Raw genomic sequence first — 19,325 nt, forward strand, 5'->3', positions numbered from 1 at the left:
CCGATCGCGAGACAGGATAACAGTTAAGCGTAGCGGGACGAATGAAAAAGCGACGGTTCGGTAAAATGGCGGGAACTGGACTGACCCCGCGGAATTGTTCCAACGTACTACCACTCCATGGCGACGAGGTCAGTGGCGCGGATACTAGCGGCTTCATCCGCCATCTAATTAGCTTTCCGTGCGGCGCCGTCGATAGCCGACGCCGCCTGCTCAGGGATTAGCCGCTAAACACTCGCGCCTTGCCGCTGACCGTCAGTCTCACCATCGCGCCGGGCTGCCACGCCGGCTGGCTCACGGTTCGCAGGACAATCGGCCGCTCGTGCCCAGCCATCGACAGCGTCAACGTGGAAAGCTGGCCTGAGAAATCGACATCGCGGATAATGGCGGTACTTTCCTGCGGCCCGCTCACACTGACGCTCAGCTGTTCCGGACGCAGCATCACCCTACCTTCGCCAGCAGGATGCAGTGCGTCCGTCGCCAGGTCCCCCAGCGCGCAGCTTGCCCGGCCGGGGCTAAGGCGTGCGGGGAGGATCAGGGCATCGCCAAGAAATAACGCCGTCTCTTCATCCACCGGCTGCGAGTAAACCGTCAGCGGGGTTCCAACCTGGGCGAAGCGCCCCTGACGCATTACCGCCACCTGCGTAGCGAACGACAGCGCCTCGTTCTGGTCATGAGTCACCAGAATCGAGGCGATCCCCGTCTCGGCCAGCAGGTCCGCCGTCGCTTTGCGTGTGCTGGCGCGCAGCCCGGTATCCAGTGCAGAAAACGGCTCATCCAGCAGCATCAGCGCCGGCTGCTGAGCCAGCGCGCGGGCCAGGGCAACACGCTGCTGCTGGCCACCGGAAATTTCGTGTGGCCAGTGACTCGCCAGACCAGCGTCGAGGGCGACCATCTCCATTAGCGCCCCCACGCGGCGACGCTTCTCCTCACGGCTGGCGTCGAGCCCCCAGGCGATATTGTCCGCAACATTAAGATGAGGAAACAGCGCCCCTTCCTGCGGAACATAGCCGATCCGTCGCTGGTGGGCGGGGACAAACACACCGTCGGCAAACAGAGACTTACCGTGCATGACGATCCGCCCGCGATCGGGCGTTTCAAAACCGGCGAGAATGCGCAGCAACGTGGTCTTCCCCGAGCCGGACGGACCAACAATGGCCGTCCGGCTCCCCGGCGCTACGGTCAGATTGAGATTATCGAGGACCAGCGCATCAGCGAAGGATTTCGAAATAGAAGACAATTCCAGCATGTTACAACCCTGCCATTTTTTTCGACTGCATATAAAGAACCGCGGTCAGCGGCAGCGAAATGACGATCATCAATAGCGCGTACGGTGCCGCCGCTACGTAGTCGATCTCACTGGTTAACGCCCAGAAACCGGTCGACAAGGTGCGGGTGCCTAACGGCGAAAGCAGTAGTGTGGCGGTGAGCTCATTGCTGACGCCAAGGAACACCAGCGCGGCACCTGCAGCCGCGCCCGGCGCGGCAAGCCGCATAGTGATACTCCACAGGGCGCGGGCCGGACTGCGTCCAAGACTACGGGCAACGTTTTCCAGCTCCACCGGCGCCTGCGCGATACCGGCGCGCAGGTTAATCAGCGCACGCGGCATAAACATCAACAGATAGGCCAGAAACAGCGTCACTTCGGTCTGGTACACCGGACGGGCGTAGTGGATGGTGACCGTCACCAGCGCCAGCGCGGTGACAATACCGGGCAGCGAGCTGGTGATGTAATTACACCCCTCCAGCAGGCGGAACAACGGGCGCGGATAGCGCACGCCGAGCCACGCAATGGGGATCGCGCAAACCGTTGTCAGCAGCGCCCCGCCCGCCCCCAGGAGCAGGGTCTGGCGCAGAGAATGCCAGAGATCGGCATGCAGCCAGTTGTCGATGCCGCCCAGCCATAGCCAGCGGCACAGGACCAGTAAGGGAACCCCCATCGCCAGCATCACCAGCAGCAGAAGCAGTAGCTGCGCGCCAAAAGCGGCCCCTTTACCCAGCACAAGCCGCTTCTGCTCGCGGGCCGCCCCGGCGCCGATACGCGCGTAACGCGCTTTACCGCGTGAGGCGCTCTCAAGCAGCAGGATCGCCAGGCAGCACAAGGCCAGCACGCCTGCCAGCATATTGGCGGCCGGACCGCTGAAGGTCGACTGGAACTGATCGTAAATAGCGGTCGTGAAGGTATCGAAGCGGATCATCACATACAGGCCATATTCCGCCAGCAGATGCAGGGCCACCAGCAGCGCACCGCCGCAGATTGCCAGACGCAGCTGCGGGAGCACCACCCGGAAGAACACTTTCCACGGCGGCGTGCCCAGCGACGCGGCGACATCTTCAAGGGTGGGATCGAGGCGGCGCAGCACGGCCGCCACCGGCATATAAATAAACGGATAGTAGGCGAGCACCGAGAGAAACACCCCGGCGGAGAGGCCATGCAGCGAAGGCACGGCACTGACCCAGGCGTAGCTCTGGACAAAGGCCGGGATCGCCAGCGGGGCTACCGCCAGCGCCGACCACAGCTGCCGACCGGCAAGGGCAGTACGTTCCGTCAGCCAGGCCAGCGTCACGCCGAGCACAATGCTGATGGGGACCGCCAGCACCGTCAGCCACAGGGTATTGCTGAGCAGCTCCCCTACCCGCGGACGAAAGACCAGCGCTTTAATGGTCGGCCAGCCGGTGTCGAACCCAACCGCCACCACAAACCCTAACGGCAACAGCGCCAGCAATGAAAACAGCAGCGCTAACGCCACCATCGGAAATGCAGGACGCCTGCGCTCGGGCAGGCGTCCTGTTTTCTTTCCGAGCGACAAACTCAGAACAGACATAGCAACATCACTTCCTCAGGATCAGAGCAGGCCAGCCTGCGTCATCAGCTCAATGACCTTTTTACTGTTCAGCGAGGAAGGTTCTACCTTCGGTGCATCCAGATCTTTCAGCGGGGTCAGTTTCGGGTTAGAGGCCGCATCTACCCCCACGGCATATTCGAAGGCGTTATTGGTGCGCAGTGCATCCTGCCCCTGCTTGCCGGTGATCCATTTAATAAAGGCCTGCGCCTGCGCTTTATGTTTGCTGGAAGCCAGCACACCGCCACCGGAAATGCTGACGAAGGCGCCCGGATCCTGGTGTTTGAAGTAATACAGTTGGGTGTTTTTACTGTTTTCGCCGGTTTTTGACTGATCGACGAAGCGGTAGTAGTGGTAGATCACCCCGCCGTCGATCTGCCCGGCGTTGACCGCTTTCATCACCGTGCTATTGCCTTTGTAAGAGACAAAGTTGGTTTTCATCGCCTTCAGCCAGTCGAGAGTCGCCTGCTCACCCTTCAGCGCCAGCATCGCGCTGACGATAGCCTGGAAATCAGCCCCCGATGGCGAAGCCGCCCAGCGCCCTTTCCACTCCGGTTTTGCCAGATCCATCAGGGAATGCGGCAGCTGCGCCTCGCTGATTTTCACCGGGTTGTAGACAAAAACGGTGCTGCGCGCGGCAATGCCGATCCAGCGCCCATGCTGCGGACGGTACTGCGCCGGAACCTGCTGCAGGGTGGCGGCATCCAGCGGGGCGAAAAGTTTGGCATTATCGACCAGCACCATCGACGGCGAGTTCTCGGTCAGAAACACATCGGCCGGCGACGCGGAGCCTTCCTGAACCAGCTGATTACCCAGCTCACTGTCATCGCCATTGCGCAGCGTGACCTTAATACCGGTCTCTTTGGTAAATCCATCCACCCACGACTTCACCAGATTTTCGTGCTGGGCGTTGTAGACCACAATCCCGTTCTGAGCGTCAGCCGCCATCCCCTGCGGCGCCAGAAACAGAGAAGCGGCAACCAGCGCTGCCGTACGGAGGGGCGATAAGCGAAATTTCATGAACGCATCCTTAATGAAATAGGGCAAAAAACGGTAAATAGCCTGAGCGGAGAGGATTAAATCACAGCAAAAAAAGAATGATAATGAAAACAATTATCATAAACTTAAAAAAGCAAAAAATAGCGCCGGTCGGTTATTAGGGATTAGAAAATGCTTAAAACCATCCACTCCCGAAATTTAGATTAAGAAAACATTAAGCTGCGATTTTTTTATTACCTTCGTGACAGAACAGCCACCTCTGCACGTTATCCGCGGTCTTTGCCGGCGGGTATTGTGATACTGATCATGTTTTTACATGCTCCGTCGTCGCGGAGGTTATCCCCCTTCTACGATCATTGGATAACGCCTTTTCAGCGGGATGGATGGTTCATTTTATGCTCGCCTCACATAGCACGCGTAATAAATGAAAAAGACAAAAGTGCGAAACGCATGGATTTCCTTTTCCCTGGCGCTGGTGGTATTTCTGGCTGGCGTGTTCGTCATTAACTGGCAACTGTGGCATTCAGACCAGGCCACCCATGCCGCCGCCGCCCGTCAGGCGGCGAAGAAAATCGCCGTTATTCTGGATGAAGCCCGAGCCGCCACGGTGACGGCAATGAACGTTAGCCGCCGCGGTTGCTCCGTGCAGGGTCAGTTCCAGCTCGGGACTGAGGCCGCCCTGCAGCCGCATCTGCGCACGATCGTGCTGGTAAAAGATGGCCAGGTGTGGTGCTCGTCGCTACCCGGCAATCGGGTACTGACGCTCCATCCGGAATCCTTGCCTGATGAGCTGCTGCAACTGCTGCCCGCCAGGATGATGGTTAACAAGCGGCCGGTGCTGATCTATCACACGCGTTCAGCGCAGGTGAGAGTCATTGTCAGTATCAGCGACATCCATTTGCGCGATGCCTTGTATAGCGATGAGGATAACGCCGGGCTGGCGCTCTCGGTCAACCATCAGATGATCGCCAGATATGGCGATGTGGAGCCGCTGAAAGCCAGCCCACATCAGGATATATTTAGCTCACCGGACTACCCGTTTCGCATTATCTATCCCGAGTCGCCTTTTTTTAGCCCCGGCCGCTTATTTCAAAATGGTTTCGGTCTGCTGATTTTCATTTTCTCTGTCTCGCTATTGTTTTATTTCCTGCTGCGCAAATATCTCAATGTCTATACCTCTGAAGAAGAGAACCTGCGCTACGCCATCGCCCAGGGCGATATCGTTCCCTACTATCAACCGCTGGTGAACGGGAAAACCGGGGAGATCTACGGCGTGGAAATTCTCGCCCGCTGGCAATACACCACCGCGCAGTGGCGTTCGCCCGCTGAATTTATTCCACTAGCCGAACGTACCGGCTTAATTATCCCGCTGACCCGCAGCCTGATGGCGCAGGTCGCCGCCCAGATGAGACCCATCTTCAGTAAGCTGCCGGACGGGTTTCATATCGGCGTCAACATCAGCGCATCACATATCAACGCCCCGTCGTTTATCGATGACTGCCTGCACTATCAGCGCGGCTTTGAGGGGAAAGCGGTGAAGCTGATGCTGGAGATCACGGAGCAGGAGCCGCTGTTGCTCAACGACGCGGTCGTGGACAAGCTCAATACGTTACACTCCCGCGGGTTTTCCATCGCGCTGGACGACTTTGGCACCGGCTATTCCGGGCTTTCCTGTCTCCACGAGCTGGTTTTCGACTATATCAAAATCGATCAGAGTTTTGTCGGCCGGGTAACCGGGGAGGCGCCGTCAAGCAAGCTGCTGGACTGCGTGATAGAGATGGCGCGGACACTGTCACTGCGCATCATTGCCGAGGGTGTCGAAACCCAGGTCCAGCTGGAGTATCTCAATCGCCAGAATATTCATCTGCTGCAGGGCTACTATTTCTGGAAGCCGATGCCCTACGTCGCGCTGGTGATGCTCCTGCTGAGCAAACCAAAGGCGCGGATTGTCGAAGAATGAGCGGGCGCTCCATAACCCGCGGGCCTGCACCAACCTCATCACTAAGTCAACGAATTCAGCGCATCCTGTCGGGTCTCCTTAATGGAAAAGATGCGATCCATACGGGTGAGCTTAAACAGGTTTTTAATCGTGTCATTGAGTGAACACAGCGCCAACTCGCCCTGACCGTTGACGCTTTTCAGAATGGAAACCAGCGCGCCAAGGCAGCTACTGTCGATGAAATCGACGTGGCTCAGATCCAGCAGCACGTTTTTGGTATCCGGGTCGATAGCCTCCAGAAGCTGCTGCTTAAACGACTGCACGACGGAAGCATCCAGTCGGCGCACAAGAGGTACAATAATTTTTACGCCCTGCTCGGTATGTAATTCAACGTTCATGCTCATCCTCAATAGTGACTGATATCCGTCGACGAGTCCCTTTTTCGGCCGGCGTGTTCTCTCTTTAGCAGGTGATACCCCAAACATCCCGGGCGTAGCCACGTATGGTTCTGTCGCTGGAAAATTCTCCCATCCGACAAATATTGAGTAAGGCCCGACGGTGCCATTGTTCCGGCAGTTCAAAATCGGCCATCGCCTGCCGCTGGGCCTGACAATAACTGTCGAAATCCAGTAAATGACAGTAATGATCGCCCTCAGTCAACATGTGGTGAAGTGGTGCAAACAGCTCACGATCGCTGGTGAACAACCCAGACACGAGAGTATCGACAACACGCGCCATAGCCGGGTTCTGATGATAGAAGTTATGGTGATGCCCAAGGCGCCGGCTCTCTTCAATCTCTTCCGCCACGGCGCCAAACAGATAAAAATTATCGATCCCCACGGCCTCGCGGATTTCGATATTCGCCCCATCATAGGTGCCGATGGTTAACGCGCCGTTCATGGCAAACTTCATATTGCTGGTGCCGGAAGCCTCGGTCCCGGCGGTGGAGATCTGCTCAGAGAGATCCGTGGCCGGAATGATTTTTTCCGCCAGCGAAACTTTATAATCTTCGAGGAAAACCACTTTAAGCTGCCCGGCAACCTGCGGGTCGCGGTTAATTTTCCGGGCGACGGTATTAATCAACTGAATAATCAGCTTCGCCATCCGATAGCCCGGCGCCGCTTTACCCGCAAACAAATGCACCTTAGGCGCGATAGTTTTCCCTGTCTCTTTGATATCCAGATAAAGCGCGATCACGTGAAGAATATTGAGTAACTGACGCTTATATTCATGAATACGTTTGACCTGACAATCATACATCGCCAGCGGATCGAGGACGATGCCATAGCGTTGAGCGACCAGCTGGCTGAGCGCGGTTTTGTTGGCAAATTTAATGGCCCGGATATTATCAATAACAGCAGTATCATCGGCCAGGCTTTCCAGACTGGACAGCAAGGGTAAATCGGTTGGCCACCCTTCCCCCAGCTGTTGGTGCAAAAAAGCGGCCAGGCCGGGGTTAGCCTGCTGCACCCAGCGTCGCGGCGTGACGCCGTTGGTCTGATTAATGAATTTCTCCGGGGTCATAAAATAGAAGTCAGGCACCAGTTGTTTCTTGACCAGTTCCGAATGCAGCCATGCTACCCCGTTCACGCGATGGCTACCGACAATCGCCAGATTGGCCATGCGGATTTGCTTATCGTGATGTTCGTCAATTAAAGACAGCGAAGATAACAGATGATTTTTATCCGGCCAGCGCCGGGCCACCTCTTCAAGGAAACGATGGTTGATCTCAAATATAATTTGCAAATGACGCGGCAGCAGTTTTTCAAACAGCGTCACCGGCCAGGTCTCCAGCGCTTCCGGCATCAACGTATGATTCGTGTAGGCACAGGTGTTTTGCGTTATCTCCCACGCCTGCTCCCAGGGCAGCCGGTGTTCATCGACGAGGATACGCATCAGCTCCACCACCGCTAATGCCGGATGGGTGTCATTCAGCTGAATCGCCACATGCTGCGGCAGGAAAGTAATATCGTCATTAACCTCGGCATAGTCGCGAAATATATCCCGCAGCGTACAGGCCACCAGAAAATACTCTTGCGTCAGCCGCAGCTCTTTTCCGGTCAGCACCTCATCGGATGGATAGAGTATTTTTGAAATATTCTCCGACGCGATTTTATCACTCACCGCCTTGATATAATCACCGCGATTGAAAATATGGATATTAAAGGAGTCAGAGGCCACCGCGCTATAAAGCCGCAGCTTGTTGGTCGTCGTATCCCGGTAACCGGAAACGAAATAGTCATGGGGTATACCGATAATCGTTTTCCAGCCCAGCCACATTGGATTGTAATTGCCATCAACATCTTCGCTGTGTTCAATATAGCCTCCCAGCGGGATCAGGATTTGCTGCGCATGATGTTCGACCAACCACGGGGAGTGCATGGAATGCCAGTCATCCGGATGCTCGATCTGCTGGTCATTTTGAAAGGATTGGCGAAAAAGACCATATTCGTATTTGATGCCATGCCCGGATGCGGCAATATCAAGGGTGGCCATCGAATCGATAAAACAGGCGGCTAAGCGCCCTAACCCTCCGTTACCCAGCGCGGCGTCGGGTTCTTCGTCAAGAAGGTGGTCAAGATCAAACCCCAGGTCATTCACCACCTGGTGCATCTCCGCCAGTAAATTCATATTCAAAAGGTTATTACGCAGCGACTGTCCCAGTAAAAATTCCATCGACAGATAGTAAACACGCTTTTTATGCTCTTCACGTTGCCGCGTCTGGCTCAACAAAAAATGATCCTGTTGAAAATGACGAATGGCCAGCGCCACCGCGTTAAAAATATCGCCATGCGTAGCTTTATTTAAGCTAACACACAATGTGTACTTTAATTGCTGTTCAACCAACGCCCGTAATTCTTTGATATTTTGCGGGTTAATGTCAGGCATGCTGACCTCTCTGGTCTCTGTATCTGCGTAAAAACCATGGCAGGTAAATCATCATTTTTCCAAGTATAGACGAAGATATTTTGCCGAATGGTTTTTATTCCTCAGCACCATTGCCGTTTATAACGAGAGGCTGAATAATTAAAATAACAACCATTTGCAATGGATTGATCGTCACCTTTTCGCCAGCGATAACGCTACAGACATGGCGGGTTTGCGGAGTCGGGAGGTGAAGGTGAAGTGCAGTCAGGACGGCTACAGGTAAAAGCAAAAAGGGGTTACCTTTCGGTAACCCCTTCTTTTATATGGCGGAAGCGCAGAGATTCGAACTCTGGAACCCTTTCGGGTCGCCGGTTTTCAAGACCGGTGCCTTCAACCGCTCGGCCACACTTCCGGTGTGAGGCGCACTATAAACACCTCGGCGGATGCTGTAAAGCACCATTTTGTTCAACTGCCTTAAAAACAAACAATTCTGTGTTATTCGTCTGAATTTCAGGCAGTTCGCACAGAAAATCAGCGCTCCTCACCACTATCAGATGACTATTTTTTAATGTACATGTCTTTGGTGTAGTAATACCCCAGCTTATCTGGCGTGAAACCGCCCACCCTGGGTTTCACTAAATGGGTACGCACATAGTGATAGACCGGAATGGCGGGAACATCCTGCGCCAGCAGATCTTCCGCCTGCTGATAGTATTTGCCCCGGGTCGCTACGTCGGAGGCTTTCGCCGCATTGCGCAGGGCCTCATCGTAAGCCGGGTTGCTGTACTGACTGGTGTTCTCGCTATCACCGGTACGGAACGTATTGAGGAAAGTGGCGGCATCGTCGTAGTCGGCGATCCAGGCATAGCGGACGGCGTCAAAGTTATGCGTATGCATGGTATCCAGCATCGTCTTCCACTCCTGGTTCTGCAGCTTCACCTCGACGCCGAGGTTTTTCTTCCACATAGAGCTGGCGGCGATGGCGATACGCTGGTGCGACTCATAGGTGTTATACAGCAGGGTAAAGACCAATGGGTGACTGTCATCATACCCCGCCTGCGCCAGCAGTTTTTTCGCCTCAGCAATCCGCTTCTCGCGCGGCCAGCTGGCGTAGTCCGGGTTGCGCAGCGTCACGCCGCCGATATCCGGCTGGCTGATCACCCAGGCCGGTCGCTGCCCCTGGCCAAGCACTTTTCCGGCAATGATATCTTTATCAAGCGCCATATTCAGCGCGCGCCGCACGCGGGCGTCGTTAAACGGCGGCCGGGTAGTATTGAATTCGTAGTAATAGGTCGCCAGCTGCGGCGAAACGTCCAGCTGATCGCCCATGCTTTTCTGCAACTGCGCAAACTGATTGATCGGCACCGTATAAACAATATCGATCTCCCCCGCTTTATAGCGGTTGACATCGGCAGCCTCCGAAGAGATGGGCAGGTAAGTCACTTTATTAATAACGGTGTGCGCATTATCCCAGTACTTCGCATTCCGTTCAGCCCCAGCCGCTCATTCACCACCCATTGGGTCAGCTTATACGGGCCGCTGGTGACGATATGCTCTGGTCGGGTCCATTTATCGGCAAAACGCTCCACCAGCACTTTGTCGATCGGTACCAGCGAAGGGTGCGCCAGCATCGCCAGGAAAGCGGCATTCGGCTGGTTCAGAGTGACCTGCAGCGTGGAGTCGTTCAGCGCTTTTACCCCCAGCGTCTCGGGTCCCTTTTGCCCCAGGGCAATTTCGCGAGCGTTGGCGATATGCATATTGCCGGGATAGCTCGCATAGGGCGAGGCGGTGGCCGGCGAGACCAGCCGTTGCCAGCTCCAGACGATATCCTGCGCCGTGATGGCCGTGCCGTCGGACCAGGTCAGACCGGGGCGTAAATGGAAGGTCCATAACAGGTTGTCCTTGTTTTCCCAGCGCTCCGCCAGCCGGGGCTGGATCGCCCCCGCAGGCGTCACGCTGACCAGCCCTTCAAAGAGATCGCTAATGATGTTGAATTCAATGTCGCTCTCGACTTTATGCGGATCGAGTGAGGCAGGTTCACTGCCGTTATTTCTGACCAGCTCCTGCTTTTCCGCCAGCTGGGTGCCAGGCGGCACCTGCGCCGCCAGCGCCCCGCCGGTTATGACCATCAGACTCATTGCCAGGAGCGTCCGCGTGATGTGATTGTTTTTGTGTAATGTCATTTCCCTTTGCCTTAAACGTACGGAGTTATTCCCCCTTCCACACTTAGTCGCAGAATTTAAATAAAGCAATATATTTCAGCAACCTATAAGATTTCGATCGGCTCACCGAAGCGAAACGCGAAAACATATCGCTTTTCCCAATCCATGTAGAATTTTATGCTGGACAAAAGCGGCAAAAGCTAAGTAAAGATGGGTAAAAGCATTAGGGCTTCACGCTTGTTTTTCTTATTCTTTATCCCTAATTACATCTGTCATAAGAGAGTGACTCATGGATCGCATAATTACATCATCGCGTGACCGTTCCTCGCTGCTCAGCACGCACAAGGTTCTGCGTAACACCTACTTCTTGCTCAGCCTGACGCTGGCGTTTTCCGCTATCACCGCCACCGCCAGCACGGTGCTGATGCTTCCTTCCCCGGGGCTGATTTTAACCCTCGTGGGGATGTACGGTCTGATGTTCCTGACCTACAAAACGGCGAATAAACCCACCGGGATTATTTCCGCCTTCGCTTTCACCGGCTTCCTCGGCTATATCCTTGGGCCGATGCTGAACGCGTACCTTTCTGCCGGCATGGGCGATTTGATCGGCCTGGCGCTGGGCGGCACCGCACTGGTCTTCTTCTGCTGCTCGGCCTACGTGCTGACGACGCGCAAAGATATGTCCTTCCTCGGCGGAATGCTGATGGCGGGCGTGGTGGTCGTCCTGATTGGTATGGTCGCTAACCTGTTCCTGCAGCTGCCGGCGCTTCATCTGGCGATTAGCGCGGTGTTCATCCTGATCTCTTCGGGTGCCATCCTGTTCGAGACCAGCAACATCATCCGCGGCGGTGAAACCAACTACATCCGCGCCACGGTCAGCCTGTATGTCTCGCTGTACAACATCTTTGTCAGCCTGCTGAGCATCCTGGGCTTCGCCAGCCGGGACTAATCGCTCCCCTGCTTCACCGAGGCCTCGCTTATGCGGGGCCTTTTTTTTTGCTACACTGCGGCCAGTTTCAGGCGGTATGTGAAAAATCATGTTTATTTTTGAAGGCAACGAAATTGAAACGGATAGCGAAGGCTATCTGAAAGATACCACCCAGTGGAGCGAGGCGATGGCGGAAGTCATTGCCGCGCAGGAAGGGATAACGCTCGCCGTTGAACACTGGGAAGTGGTGCGCTTTGTGCGCGAGTTTTACCTTGAGTTCAACACCTCTCCGGCGATCCGCATGCTGGTGAAGGCGATGGCCAACAAGTTTGGCGAAGAGAAAGGCAACAGCCGCTATCTCTATCGCCTGTTCCCGAAAGGCCCCGCCAAACAGGCGACCAAAATCGCCGGGCTGCCGAAGCCGGTGAAGTGCATCTAATAGAGAATCGCGAATTTTTCCCAGCTGCGGGTGGGTTGATGGGGTTCGGTTAACACCCGGTCAACCCGCGCGCTGCGCGGCCCCCCGGCTTTCAGCCAGGCGATGAGTTTCTCCACCTGCTCTGCCTCGCCGCAGGCAAGCACTTCCACCCCGCCGTCGTCCAGATTACGGGCATAGCCGGTCAACCCCAGTTGCAGCGCTTCCCGCTGTGTTGAATAGCGAAATCCCACGCCCTGAACCGAACCGTAAACCCATGCCATCGTGCAGATACTGGCCATTATCATCTCCTTTTCGCTCACACTTTACGCTGAGGATAGCAAATTCGCTCAGCGTACGTGCTTCGGCAGTAAACCATAATGCTGACGGAAGCGCGCGGTAAAGCGCGATCCCGACTGATATCCGCTGTTCTGCGCGATTTCGCCTATTGGCCGCGAGGTGGTCTGCAGCTGCCCCAGGGCGTGAGCCATCCGCACCTCCTCGACGATCTGGCGAAAACTCTGCGATTCCTGCTGCAGCCGACGGCGCAGCGTGGACTCGCCGAGAAAGAGCATTTTCGCCACCCGCGACACGCTCCATGCCTGCGCCGGCGACAGCATGACCAGTTGTCGAACCTGCGCCGACAGATCCTGCTGCCGCTCGACGAGCAGCGGGCCCGCATAGCCCGCCTCGTGCAGGGCCAGCAGCAGGCCCATAGTCTGGTGGAGCTGTAGAGAGGTGGATAATCCCTCCCGCACCGCCTGCAGAACGCTTTGCCACATAAACGCCAGCTCTGTCGTCACCGGGGCGCAGAGCGAGGTCAGACGCCCTGGGGGTGGTTCGCTGAGATAACGGGTCTTAAACGTCGTCAGCAGCTCGGGGGTCAGCGACAGCAGATCGGAGCAAAACAGGCCGTTCTCCGGCTGGTTAATCACCTCCAGCTCAACGTCAGCCGGCAACACAATCAGCTGTTGCGGCGTCGCCAGCACCCGGCTCTCCCCTTGCACAATCACTTTGCTGCCGCGTTTCACCCGACAGAGCGCCGGGGAGAACAGCCGCACCCGATGCAGTCTGCACAGCCGTCGGGTGGTGACCTCTGCCGCGGTTAAGGCGTTATGCTGAAAGTGGATACTCTCCATCGGATCGACCCTTTATTTTAGCGCCCGGCCATCGCCGTCAACTGTACGCTGGCGAGAGCATGGCTGTGTAACAGATAGCCGACCAGCGCCCCGCTGGCCCCGGCATCCACCGGCAGCGTAGGGACATCCAGCGCCCATACCGTAAAGCGGTAGCGATGCGGTTTATCTCCCGCCGGCGGACAGGCGCCGCCGAAACCGGCATAGCCAAAATCGTTGCGGCCCTGTACCGCTCCGCCCGGCAGTGTAGCGCTGTTTTTATCTCCCGCGCCAGCGGGCAGCGAAAAGACGCTGCTGGCGATATTGACCACCGTCCAGTGCCACCAGCCGCTGCCGGTAGGCGCATCGGGATCTCTGACAGTGACCGCGAAGCTTCGCGTCCCCGCCGGGGCATTTTTCCATGCCAGCTGCGGAGAGACATTGCCTCCGGTACAGCCGAAACCGGCAAACCAGTGCTTCCGGGCCAGCGCCTGCCCGTCATGCATATCCTCGCTGCTCACGCTAAACGGCGCAGCCATCGCGCCACTGCTCACAATCGCGACCATCGCCACGGCCATGCGGATACCTGTTTTCATCGTCTGCTCCTCGTTGGGGTGAGAAAACAGGGTATGAGAGTCCGCACAAGCTGAATGTGCCGAAGCGCCTGCATTTTGTGCCGAAACGCTCATCTGTGCCTGCCGGGCGAAAGATGCTTGCGTGCGCCAGGTGTGCTACTCTACGCGCCATTTTTCGGTGCCGACATTCCCGTTGCTTAAAGGTAGCTCCATGACAGATTCCCTATTCCCCCGCTTAGTGTTAGCCAAAGGACGCGAGAAATCCCTGCTGCGTCGCCATCCGTGGATTTTCTCAGGCGGCGTCGCCCGCATGGAGGGTAAAGCCCGCAGCGGTGAAACCATCGATATTGTTGACCATCAGGGAAAATGGCTGGCCCGCGGCGCTTACTCGCCGTCGTCGCAGATCCGCGCCCGCGTGTGGACCTTCGACCGCAATGAAGCCATCGATAGCACCTTCTTTGAACGCCGCCTGCAGCAAGCGCAAACCTGGCGGGCATGGCTGGCCGAGCGCGATGGTCTCGACAGCTACCGTCTGATCGCCGGCGAGTCCGATGGGCTGCCGGGCGTCACTATCGACCGCTTTGGCAACTTTTTCGTGCTGCAGTTGCTCAGCGCAGGCGCCGAATACCAGCGGGCCGCCATCATCACCGCCCTGCAGAACCTGTTCCCGGACTGCGCCATTTACGATCGCAGCGATGTCGCCGTGCGTAAAAAAGAGGGACTGGAGCTGGCCCAGGGGCCGGTGGTGGGCGAGCTGCCCCCGGCGCTGCTGCCGATCACCGAGCACGGCATGAAACTATTGGTTGATATCCAGGGCGGGCACAAAACCGGCTACTACCTCGACCAGCGCGACAGTCGCCTGGCTACTCGCCGCTATGTCGCGGATAAGCGGGTGCTGAACTGCTTCTCTTATACTGGCGGCTTTGCGGTGTCAGCGCTGATGGGCGGCTGCCGCCAGGTCACCAGCGTGGATACCTCTCAGGAAGCGCTGGACGTCGCCCGACAGAACGTCGAGCTCAACGGACTGGATCTGTCCAAAGCGGAATTTGTGCGCGACGACGTGTTCAAACTGCTGCGTAAATACCGCGATCAGGGAGAGAAATTCGACGTGATCGTGATGGATCCGCCGAAATTCGTGGAAAACAAAAGCCAGCTGATGGGCGCCTGCCGCGGTTATAAAGATATCAATATGCTGGCGATCCAGCTGCTGAACCCCGGCGGCGTGCTGCTGACTTTCTCCTGCTCCGGGCTGATGACCACCGATTTATTTCAGAAAATCATCGCCGATGCCGCAATTGATGCCGGGCGTGATGTACAATTTATAGAACAGTTCCGTCAGGCTGCCGACCACCCGGTGATCGCAACCTACCCGGAAGGGCTGTATCTGAAGGGGTTTGCCTGTCGCGTCATGTAACTTGAAAAACGAAACATGAGCCTCATATAGGGAGTATTCATGTTTCCCAGGAGGTGCCTATGATAGCCAGCAAATTCGGTATCGGCCAACAGGTCCGCCATACGCTCTTGGGCTACCTGGGTGTCATCGTCGATGTCGATCCCGAGTATTCACTCGCGGAACCGGAAGAGGATGAGATTGCCGCCAATGACGAACTGCGTGCGGCGCCCTGGTACCATGTGGTGATGGAAGATGATGATGGTCAGCCGATCCACACCTATCTGGCAGAAGCGCAGCTGAGCAGCGAAACCCGCGACGAACACCCGGAACAGCCGTCCCTCGACGAACTGGCCAAAACGATTCGTCAGCAGCTGCAGGCTCCGCGCCTTCGCAACTAAAACAAAACCCCGCCAGGCGGGGTTTTTTGTTATTTTGCTAATCCCAGTCGCGGTAGCTCAATGGCCGGGCAACGATCCATCACCACGTTCAATCCGGCTTCTCTGGCCAGCACCGCGGCCTGCTCATTGATCACCCCCAGCTGCAGCCACAGCGTTTTCGCGCCGATGGCTATCGCCTCTTGCGCCACGCCCCACGCCGCTTCTGAATTACGGAAGACATCAACCATGTCGACCTTTTCCGGAACGTCGGCGAGCGTCGCATACCCTTGCTGTCCCAGCAGCGTCTTGCCCGCCACCTTCGGCGAAACCGGGATAACGTGATACCCCTGATCCAACAGATACTTCATGACCCGGTAGCTCGGGCGGTCAGGTTTATCGCTGGCGCCAACCAGCGCAATCGTCCGTGTCGACGTCAGGATGCCGGCAATATCGTTCTCTTTCATGGGTTCCTCCTGCTATTTCACCTAAGTGTATGCTAATCCGCAGCAGGCGGCCATCCAGGCTAACCCACAGATTCGACAAAATTTTCACCCCGATGCTTGCAGCGGCAGCCACATTCAGTAATCTGTCTGCAGGTCAAAATGTGGAATGAAAATATGGAACTGACAACTCGTACCCTGTCCGCGCAAAAACATATCGCGCTGGTGGCTCACGATCACTGTAAAGATATGCTGATGAAATGGGTCGCTCGCCATCAGGCGTTGCTGGCGCAACACGTTTTGTATGCCACCGGCACCACCGGTAACCTGGTCTCGCGGGCTACCGGACTGGAGGTCAATGCCATGCTGAGCGGCCCGATGGGCGGTGACCAGCAGGTTGGCGCGCTTATTTCAGAAGGCAAAATCGACGTGCTGATCTTCTTCTGGGATCCGCTGAACGCCGTGCCTCACGACCCGGACGTCAAAGCGTTGCTGCGCCTGGCCACCGTCTGGAACATTCCGGTCGCCACTAACGTCTCCACCGCTGACTTTATCATCCAGTCACCGCACTTTAATCAGCCGCTCGATATTCTGATCCCGGATTATCCGCGTTATCTTGCCGAGCGCCTGAAATAACCCACACGTGATTAGGGTTTCCTGGCCACCGGCACATCCAGGGCCTGCAGGATGTCGACAAACGGCGAAGGTTGCGCTTTGTTAAACAACAACCACACCCGATGACGTGCGCGGGTTATCGCCACGTACAGTAGTCGACGCTCCTCCGCATCAGGAAAATCTTCCGGCTGCGGCAGGAGCGCCTGCTCCATGATCGACTCGCGCGCCGGCGCGGGAAACGCATCCTCTCCCTCCTGCAGTCCCAGCACAATCACATAGTCCGCCTGCTGGCCCTTGCTGGCATGAATAGTCATAAAATCAAGCTGCAGATGCGGCCAGCGCGTCGCCGCCTTGTTGAGCGCGTCGGGCTTCAGATGATGGTAACGGGCAAGCAGTAGGATCCGCTGCTCGGGCTTAACGTAGCCGCTCAGTTTATCCAGTAAATCATCCAGCTTATCGTCGGCTAACAGCGTGACGGCCTTTTTATCGCCCGCCGTCAGGCTGTTCAGCGGCTTACTTAACTGATGCGGATTCTGCTGGATAAAGCCATTGGCGATTTCGCCAATGCGGCCGTTAAAGCGATAGGTGGTATCCAGCGCGCAGCTATCCCCTTCGCCAAAGTAATGATTAAACGCGGTGGTCAGGGAAAGCTGGGCCCCGCTGAACCGGTAAATCGCCTGCCAGTCATCCCCGACGGCAAAGAGCGTGGTTTGGCTGTTCTGCCGGCGTAATGCAGCCAACAGCGAGGCCCGCTGCGGCGAGATATCCTGAAATTCATCCACCAGAATGTGTTTCCAGGGGCTGACGAAGCGGCCTTTATCGAGAATATTGACCGCCTGATGGATCAGGCCGGAAAAATCGACCGCATTCTCGGCCTTCAGCGCCGCCTTCCACTCTTTCATCAGAGGCGACATCAGTTTCACCCGTTTACTGAACTGATCGCGTACCGCCTCCGGCGCCCCGGCAATCATCTCTGCCTGGGAGCCGCCGTGCATACGCATCAGGCTGACCCAGCGGTCGAGCCGGCTGGCCATACGCCGCTGCACCTTCTTGTCCTGCCAGAAATCGCCTTCCGGCAGTTGCCAGCCCATCTCCTCTTCCAGCCACAGGCGCCAGCCTTTCGCCTGCGCTTTTTTCTCCTGACACTGCTGCTGCCAGCTTTTCACGAGCAGCGCCTGACGAGTTGCGCTATCGCTTTCCAGTTTACTGATGGTGGGGACTTTTTTGCTGCCCTGCTGAATAATATGTAGCGCCAGCGAGTGGAAGGTACGCGCGGTGATATCGTCGGATGCAAGACGCTCGCGGATCCGCGCATCCATCTCTTGCGCCGCCTGGCGGCCGAATGCCAGTAACAAAATTTGCTCTGCCGCCGCTTCTCCCCGCGCCAGCAGCCAGCCTGCCCGCGCCACCAGCACCGAGGTTTTGCCGCTGCCCGCGCCCGCCAGCACCAGCAGGGAACGCTCGCCGTTCACCACCGCCCGTGCCTGTGAGGCATTAAGAGGGGACGACTCAACGCCGTCAAAAAAGCCGCGATACTGCTCAAGCATCGCCTCGGTGAAGGCCTGGTTATGGGCCAGGCGTGTCGCTTCAATATCCCCTAACCAGCGCTGACACTCCCGCCACAGCTCCCGACAGTTGTCAAAGGCCTCAAGCCGGCTGGAGGGCATCGGCAAACCAGTCAATGCCTGGCGAATGTTATCCTGCACATCCGCCACCTGCTGACGCGTCAACCATTTGCCTTCTGCACGGGTGCGCTCGATCGTCGCCAGCTGCCGCTTCAGTACGCCAGCGGCGATGTCGCTCATTTCCGCGCTCCACTGCTCCCAGAGCGTTTGTAAATGGTGATAGAAGCGCTGCGTTTCGCTCCACTCGGTACCGTGCAAACGCACGACTTTGCTGTCAGGCAACACAAACTCCAGTTCGCCCCAGACCAGACCGCGCTTACAATGCACTGACAATAACTGATTGAAAGGGATAAGATACTCATGACGGTCGCCGGAAACCTTTACGCCGGCGTTCAGTAACTGCACCCGATCATAAGGGTGCTGAGCCATGCGTTTGCCCAATGTTGTCGCTTTAAGTTCCATATAATGTCGATTTTCAATCAGGGTGGATTGTTTTTCAGTTTAACCGCCCGGGACCAGGTGCTCCAGCGCAAAAAAACGTTACAATTGTCAGGTCTTATTATCCACAGGGCAAAACCGAGGCTTTATGCGTACCATTCTGAATATTTTGAACTTTATCCTTGGCGGTTTCGCCACCACTCTAGGCTGGCTGCTCGCCACGCTGGTTAGCATCATTCTGGTCGTCACGCTGCCGCTGACCCGCTCCTGCTGGGAAATAACCCGACTCTCCTTATTTCCTTACGGTAACGAGGCGATTCATGTGGATGAGCTGGAGCCGGGCCGTAAAAATGGCCTCCTCAACGCCGGCGGCACCGTGCTGAATATTCTGTGGTTCATTTTTTTCGGCTGGTGGTTGTGCCTGATGCATATTTTCAGCGGCATAGCTCAATGTCTGACCATTATTGGCATCCCGGTGGGGATCGCGAACTTTAAAATTGCTGCCATTGCCCTTTGGCCGGTAGGGCGCCGGGTCGTCTCTGTGGAAACCGCGCGTGCCGCACGTGAAGCCAATGCGCGTCGTCGCTTTCAGTAAC

16 protein-coding genes, 1 tRNA gene and 3 pseudogenes are annotated in these 19,325 nt (G+C 56.6%); 8 read left to right on the top strand and 12 right to left on the bottom strand.

Features of this window, described 5'->3' with window-relative positions; translation table 11 throughout:
* Nucleotides 1-217: 217 nt before the first annotated feature.
* Genes HMPREF3142_RS26180 through HMPREF3142_RS26190 form a run of 3 tightly spaced genes read right to left on the bottom strand, consistent with a single transcriptional unit; the run spans nucleotide 218 to nucleotide 3,860 of the window.
* Nucleotides 218-1,246, bottom strand: a complete 1,029-nt coding sequence (locus HMPREF3142_RS26180; RefSeq protein ID WP_004179253.1) for an ABC transporter ATP-binding protein — start codon at nucleotides 1,244-1,246, stop codon at nucleotides 218-220.
* A 1-nt stretch (nucleotide 1,247) separates the two neighbouring features.
* Nucleotides 1,248-2,822: an ABC transporter permease gene (locus HMPREF3142_RS26185; RefSeq protein ID WP_008805909.1), complete on the bottom strand. Its 1,575-nt coding sequence runs from the start codon at nucleotides 2,820-2,822 to the stop codon at nucleotides 1,248-1,250.
* A 21-nt stretch (nucleotides 2,823-2,843) separates the two neighbouring features.
* Nucleotides 2,844-3,860, bottom strand: coding sequence for an iron ABC transporter substrate-binding protein (locus HMPREF3142_RS26190; RefSeq protein ID WP_070612901.1), 1,017 nt, complete (start codon nucleotides 3,858-3,860; stop codon nucleotides 2,844-2,846).
* 403 nt (nucleotides 3,861-4,263) lie between these two features.
* Between HMPREF3142_RS26190 and HMPREF3142_RS30020 the strand changes: the two are divergent.
* Nucleotides 4,264-4,878 (top strand): annotated as a pseudogene (locus HMPREF3142_RS30020) (CSS-motif domain-containing protein); the annotation flags it as partial.
* Between the two features lie 159 nt (nucleotides 4,879-5,037).
* Nucleotides 5,038-5,799, top strand: a pseudogene (locus tag HMPREF3142_RS30025) (EAL domain-containing protein); the annotation flags it as partial.
* Nucleotides 5,800-5,840: 41 nt separating this feature from the next.
* Here the strand turns inward: HMPREF3142_RS30025 and HMPREF3142_RS26200 are convergent.
* The 4 genes and pseudogenes from HMPREF3142_RS26200 to HMPREF3142_RS26215 form a co-directional block, all read right to left on the bottom strand.
* Nucleotides 5,841-6,176, bottom strand: coding sequence for an STAS domain-containing protein (locus tag HMPREF3142_RS26200; RefSeq protein WP_008805907.1), 336 nt, complete (start codon nucleotides 6,174-6,176; stop codon nucleotides 5,841-5,843).
* A 64-nt stretch (nucleotides 6,177-6,240) separates the two neighbouring features.
* Complete coding sequence (locus tag HMPREF3142_RS26205) at nucleotides 6,241-8,667, bottom strand: glycogen/starch/alpha-glucan phosphorylase (protein WP_070612905.1); 2,427 nt, start codon at nucleotides 8,665-8,667, stop codon at nucleotides 6,241-6,243.
* A 303-nt stretch (nucleotides 8,668-8,970) separates the two neighbouring features.
* A tRNA-Ser gene (locus HMPREF3142_RS26210) sits at nucleotides 8,971-9,058 on the bottom strand.
* Between the two features lie 146 nt (nucleotides 9,059-9,204).
* Nucleotides 9,205-10,829, bottom strand: a pseudogene (locus HMPREF3142_RS26215) (ABC transporter substrate-binding protein).
* 268 nt (nucleotides 10,830-11,097) lie between these two features.
* On the opposite strand from HMPREF3142_RS26215, the gene yccA reads away from it, so the two are divergent.
* The gene (yccA, locus tag HMPREF3142_RS26220) at nucleotides 11,098-11,757 is read left to right on the top strand and encodes an FtsH protease modulator YccA (RefSeq protein ID WP_002898458.1); all 660 of its coding nucleotides are present in this window, start codon (nucleotides 11,098-11,100) and stop codon (nucleotides 11,755-11,757) included.
* An 88-nt stretch (nucleotides 11,758-11,845) separates the two neighbouring features.
* Nucleotides 11,846-12,175 (top strand): sulfurtransferase TusE, encoded by a 330-nt coding sequence (gene tusE, locus HMPREF3142_RS26225; protein WP_002898457.1) that lies wholly within the window; start codon nucleotides 11,846-11,848, stop codon nucleotides 12,173-12,175.
* Here tusE and yccX read toward each other — a convergent pair.
* Genes yccX through HMPREF3142_RS26240 form a run of 3 tightly spaced genes read right to left on the bottom strand, consistent with a single transcriptional unit; the run spans nucleotide 12,172 to nucleotide 13,862 of the window.
* Entirely contained in the window at nucleotides 12,172-12,453 is a 282-nt protein-coding gene (yccX, locus tag HMPREF3142_RS26230; protein ID WP_012542291.1) for an acylphosphatase, read from the bottom strand. The two genes, tusE and yccX, sit on opposite strands and share 4 nt — an antisense overlap.
* A 48-nt stretch (nucleotides 12,454-12,501) precedes the next feature.
* On the bottom strand, nucleotides 12,502-13,290 hold the full coding sequence (locus tag HMPREF3142_RS26235; protein ID WP_008805902.1) for an AraC family transcriptional regulator: 789 nt from the start codon (nucleotides 13,288-13,290) through the stop codon (nucleotides 12,502-12,504).
* 17 nt (nucleotides 13,291-13,307) lie between these two features.
* Nucleotides 13,308-13,862 carry a YbhB/YbcL family Raf kinase inhibitor-like protein gene (locus HMPREF3142_RS26240; RefSeq protein ID WP_023339857.1) on the bottom strand — a complete coding sequence of 185 codons (555 nt, stop codon included), beginning with the start codon at nucleotides 13,860-13,862 and terminating at the stop codon, nucleotides 13,308-13,310.
* Nucleotides 13,863-14,052: 190 nt separating this feature from the next.
* On the opposite strand from HMPREF3142_RS26240, the gene rlmI reads away from it, so the two are divergent.
* Nucleotides 14,053-15,255 carry a 23S rRNA (cytosine(1962)-C(5))-methyltransferase RlmI gene (rlmI, locus tag HMPREF3142_RS26245; RefSeq protein WP_070612906.1) on the top strand — a complete coding sequence of 401 codons (1,203 nt, stop codon included), beginning with the start codon at nucleotides 14,053-14,055 and terminating at the stop codon, nucleotides 15,253-15,255.
* Nucleotides 15,256-15,314: 59 nt separating this feature from the next.
* Nucleotides 15,315-15,632: a heat shock protein HspQ gene (gene hspQ / locus HMPREF3142_RS26250; RefSeq protein ID WP_002898441.1), complete on the top strand. Its 318-nt coding sequence runs from the start codon at nucleotides 15,315-15,317 to the stop codon at nucleotides 15,630-15,632.
* A gap of 29 nt (nucleotides 15,633-15,661) precedes the next feature.
* On the opposite strand, the gene HMPREF3142_RS26255 is transcribed toward hspQ, so the two are convergent.
* Nucleotides 15,662-16,075 carry a CoA-binding protein gene (locus HMPREF3142_RS26255; protein WP_002898434.1) on the bottom strand — a complete coding sequence of 138 codons (414 nt, stop codon included), beginning with the start codon at nucleotides 16,073-16,075 and terminating at the stop codon, nucleotides 15,662-15,664.
* A gap of 153 nt (nucleotides 16,076-16,228) precedes the next feature.
* Between HMPREF3142_RS26255 and mgsA the strand changes: the two genes are divergently transcribed.
* On the top strand, nucleotides 16,229-16,687 hold the full coding sequence (mgsA, locus tag HMPREF3142_RS26260) for a methylglyoxal synthase (RefSeq protein WP_008805898.1): 459 nt from the start codon (nucleotides 16,229-16,231) through the stop codon (nucleotides 16,685-16,687).
* 11 nt (nucleotides 16,688-16,698) lie between these two features.
* On the opposite strand, the gene helD is transcribed toward mgsA, so the two are convergent.
* Complete coding sequence (helD, locus tag HMPREF3142_RS26265; RefSeq protein WP_048267716.1) at nucleotides 16,699-18,753, bottom strand: DNA helicase IV; 2,055 nt, start codon at nucleotides 18,751-18,753, stop codon at nucleotides 16,699-16,701.
* 124 nt (nucleotides 18,754-18,877) lie between these two features.
* Between helD and HMPREF3142_RS26270 the strand changes: the two genes are divergently transcribed.
* Nucleotides 18,878-19,324, top strand: a complete 447-nt coding sequence (locus tag HMPREF3142_RS26270; protein ID WP_012542294.1) for a YccF domain-containing protein — start codon at nucleotides 18,878-18,880, stop codon at nucleotides 19,322-19,324.
* The last annotated feature ends 1 nt before the right edge of the window (nucleotide 19,325 follow it).

It is taken from the genome of Klebsiella sp. HMSC16C06 (genome assembly GCF_001808325.1).
In the GTDB taxonomy this organism is placed as follows: domain Bacteria; phylum Pseudomonadota; class Gammaproteobacteria; order Enterobacterales; family Enterobacteriaceae; genus Klebsiella; species Klebsiella variicola.

What these genes read in the sequence shown, in the direction of transcription:
- HMPREF3142_RS26180 (WP_004179253.1), bottom strand. Translation starts at nt 1,246, where the DNA reads ATGCTGGAATTGTCTTCTATTTCGAAATCCTTCGCTGATGCGCTGGTC.
- HMPREF3142_RS26185 (WP_008805909.1), bottom strand. Translation starts at nt 2,822, where the DNA reads ATGTCTGTTCTGAGTTTGTCGCTCGGAAAGAAAACAGGACGCCTGCCC.
- HMPREF3142_RS26190 (WP_070612901.1), bottom strand. Translation starts at nt 3,860, where the DNA reads ATGAAATTTCGCTTATCGCCCCTCCGTACGGCAGCGCTGGTTGCCGCT.
- HMPREF3142_RS26200 (WP_008805907.1), bottom strand. Translation starts at nt 6,176, where the DNA reads ATGAACGTTGAATTACATACCGAGCAGGGCGTAAAAATTATTGTACCT.
- HMPREF3142_RS26205 (WP_070612905.1), bottom strand. Translation starts at nt 8,667, where the DNA reads ATGCCTGACATTAACCCGCAAAATATCAAAGAATTACGGGCGTTGGTT.
- yccA (WP_002898458.1), top strand. Translation starts at nt 11,098, where the DNA reads ATGGATCGCATAATTACATCATCGCGTGACCGTTCCTCGCTGCTCAGC.
- tusE (WP_002898457.1), top strand. Translation starts at nt 11,846, where the DNA reads ATGTTTATTTTTGAAGGCAACGAAATTGAAACGGATAGCGAAGGCTAT.
- yccX (WP_012542291.1), bottom strand. Translation starts at nt 12,453, where the DNA reads ATGGCCAGTATCTGCACGATGGCATGGGTTTACGGTTCGGTTCAGGGC.
- HMPREF3142_RS26235 (WP_008805902.1), bottom strand. Translation starts at nt 13,290, where the DNA reads ATGGAGAGTATCCACTTTCAGCATAACGCCTTAACCGCGGCAGAGGTC.
- HMPREF3142_RS26240 (WP_023339857.1), bottom strand. Translation starts at nt 13,862, where the DNA reads ATGAAAACAGGTATCCGCATGGCCGTGGCGATGGTCGCGATTGTGAGC.
- rlmI (WP_070612906.1), top strand. Translation starts at nt 14,053, where the DNA reads ATGACAGATTCCCTATTCCCCCGCTTAGTGTTAGCCAAAGGACGCGAG.
- hspQ (WP_002898441.1), top strand. Translation starts at nt 15,315, where the DNA reads ATGATAGCCAGCAAATTCGGTATCGGCCAACAGGTCCGCCATACGCTC.
- HMPREF3142_RS26255 (WP_002898434.1), bottom strand. Translation starts at nt 16,075, where the DNA reads ATGAAAGAGAACGATATTGCCGGCATCCTGACGTCGACACGGACGATT.
- mgsA (WP_008805898.1), top strand. Translation starts at nt 16,229, where the DNA reads ATGGAACTGACAACTCGTACCCTGTCCGCGCAAAAACATATCGCGCTG.
- helD (WP_048267716.1), bottom strand. Translation starts at nt 18,753, where the DNA reads ATGGAACTTAAAGCGACAACATTGGGCAAACGCATGGCTCAGCACCCT.
- HMPREF3142_RS26270 (WP_012542294.1), top strand. Translation starts at nt 18,878, where the DNA reads ATGCGTACCATTCTGAATATTTTGAACTTTATCCTTGGCGGTTTCGCC.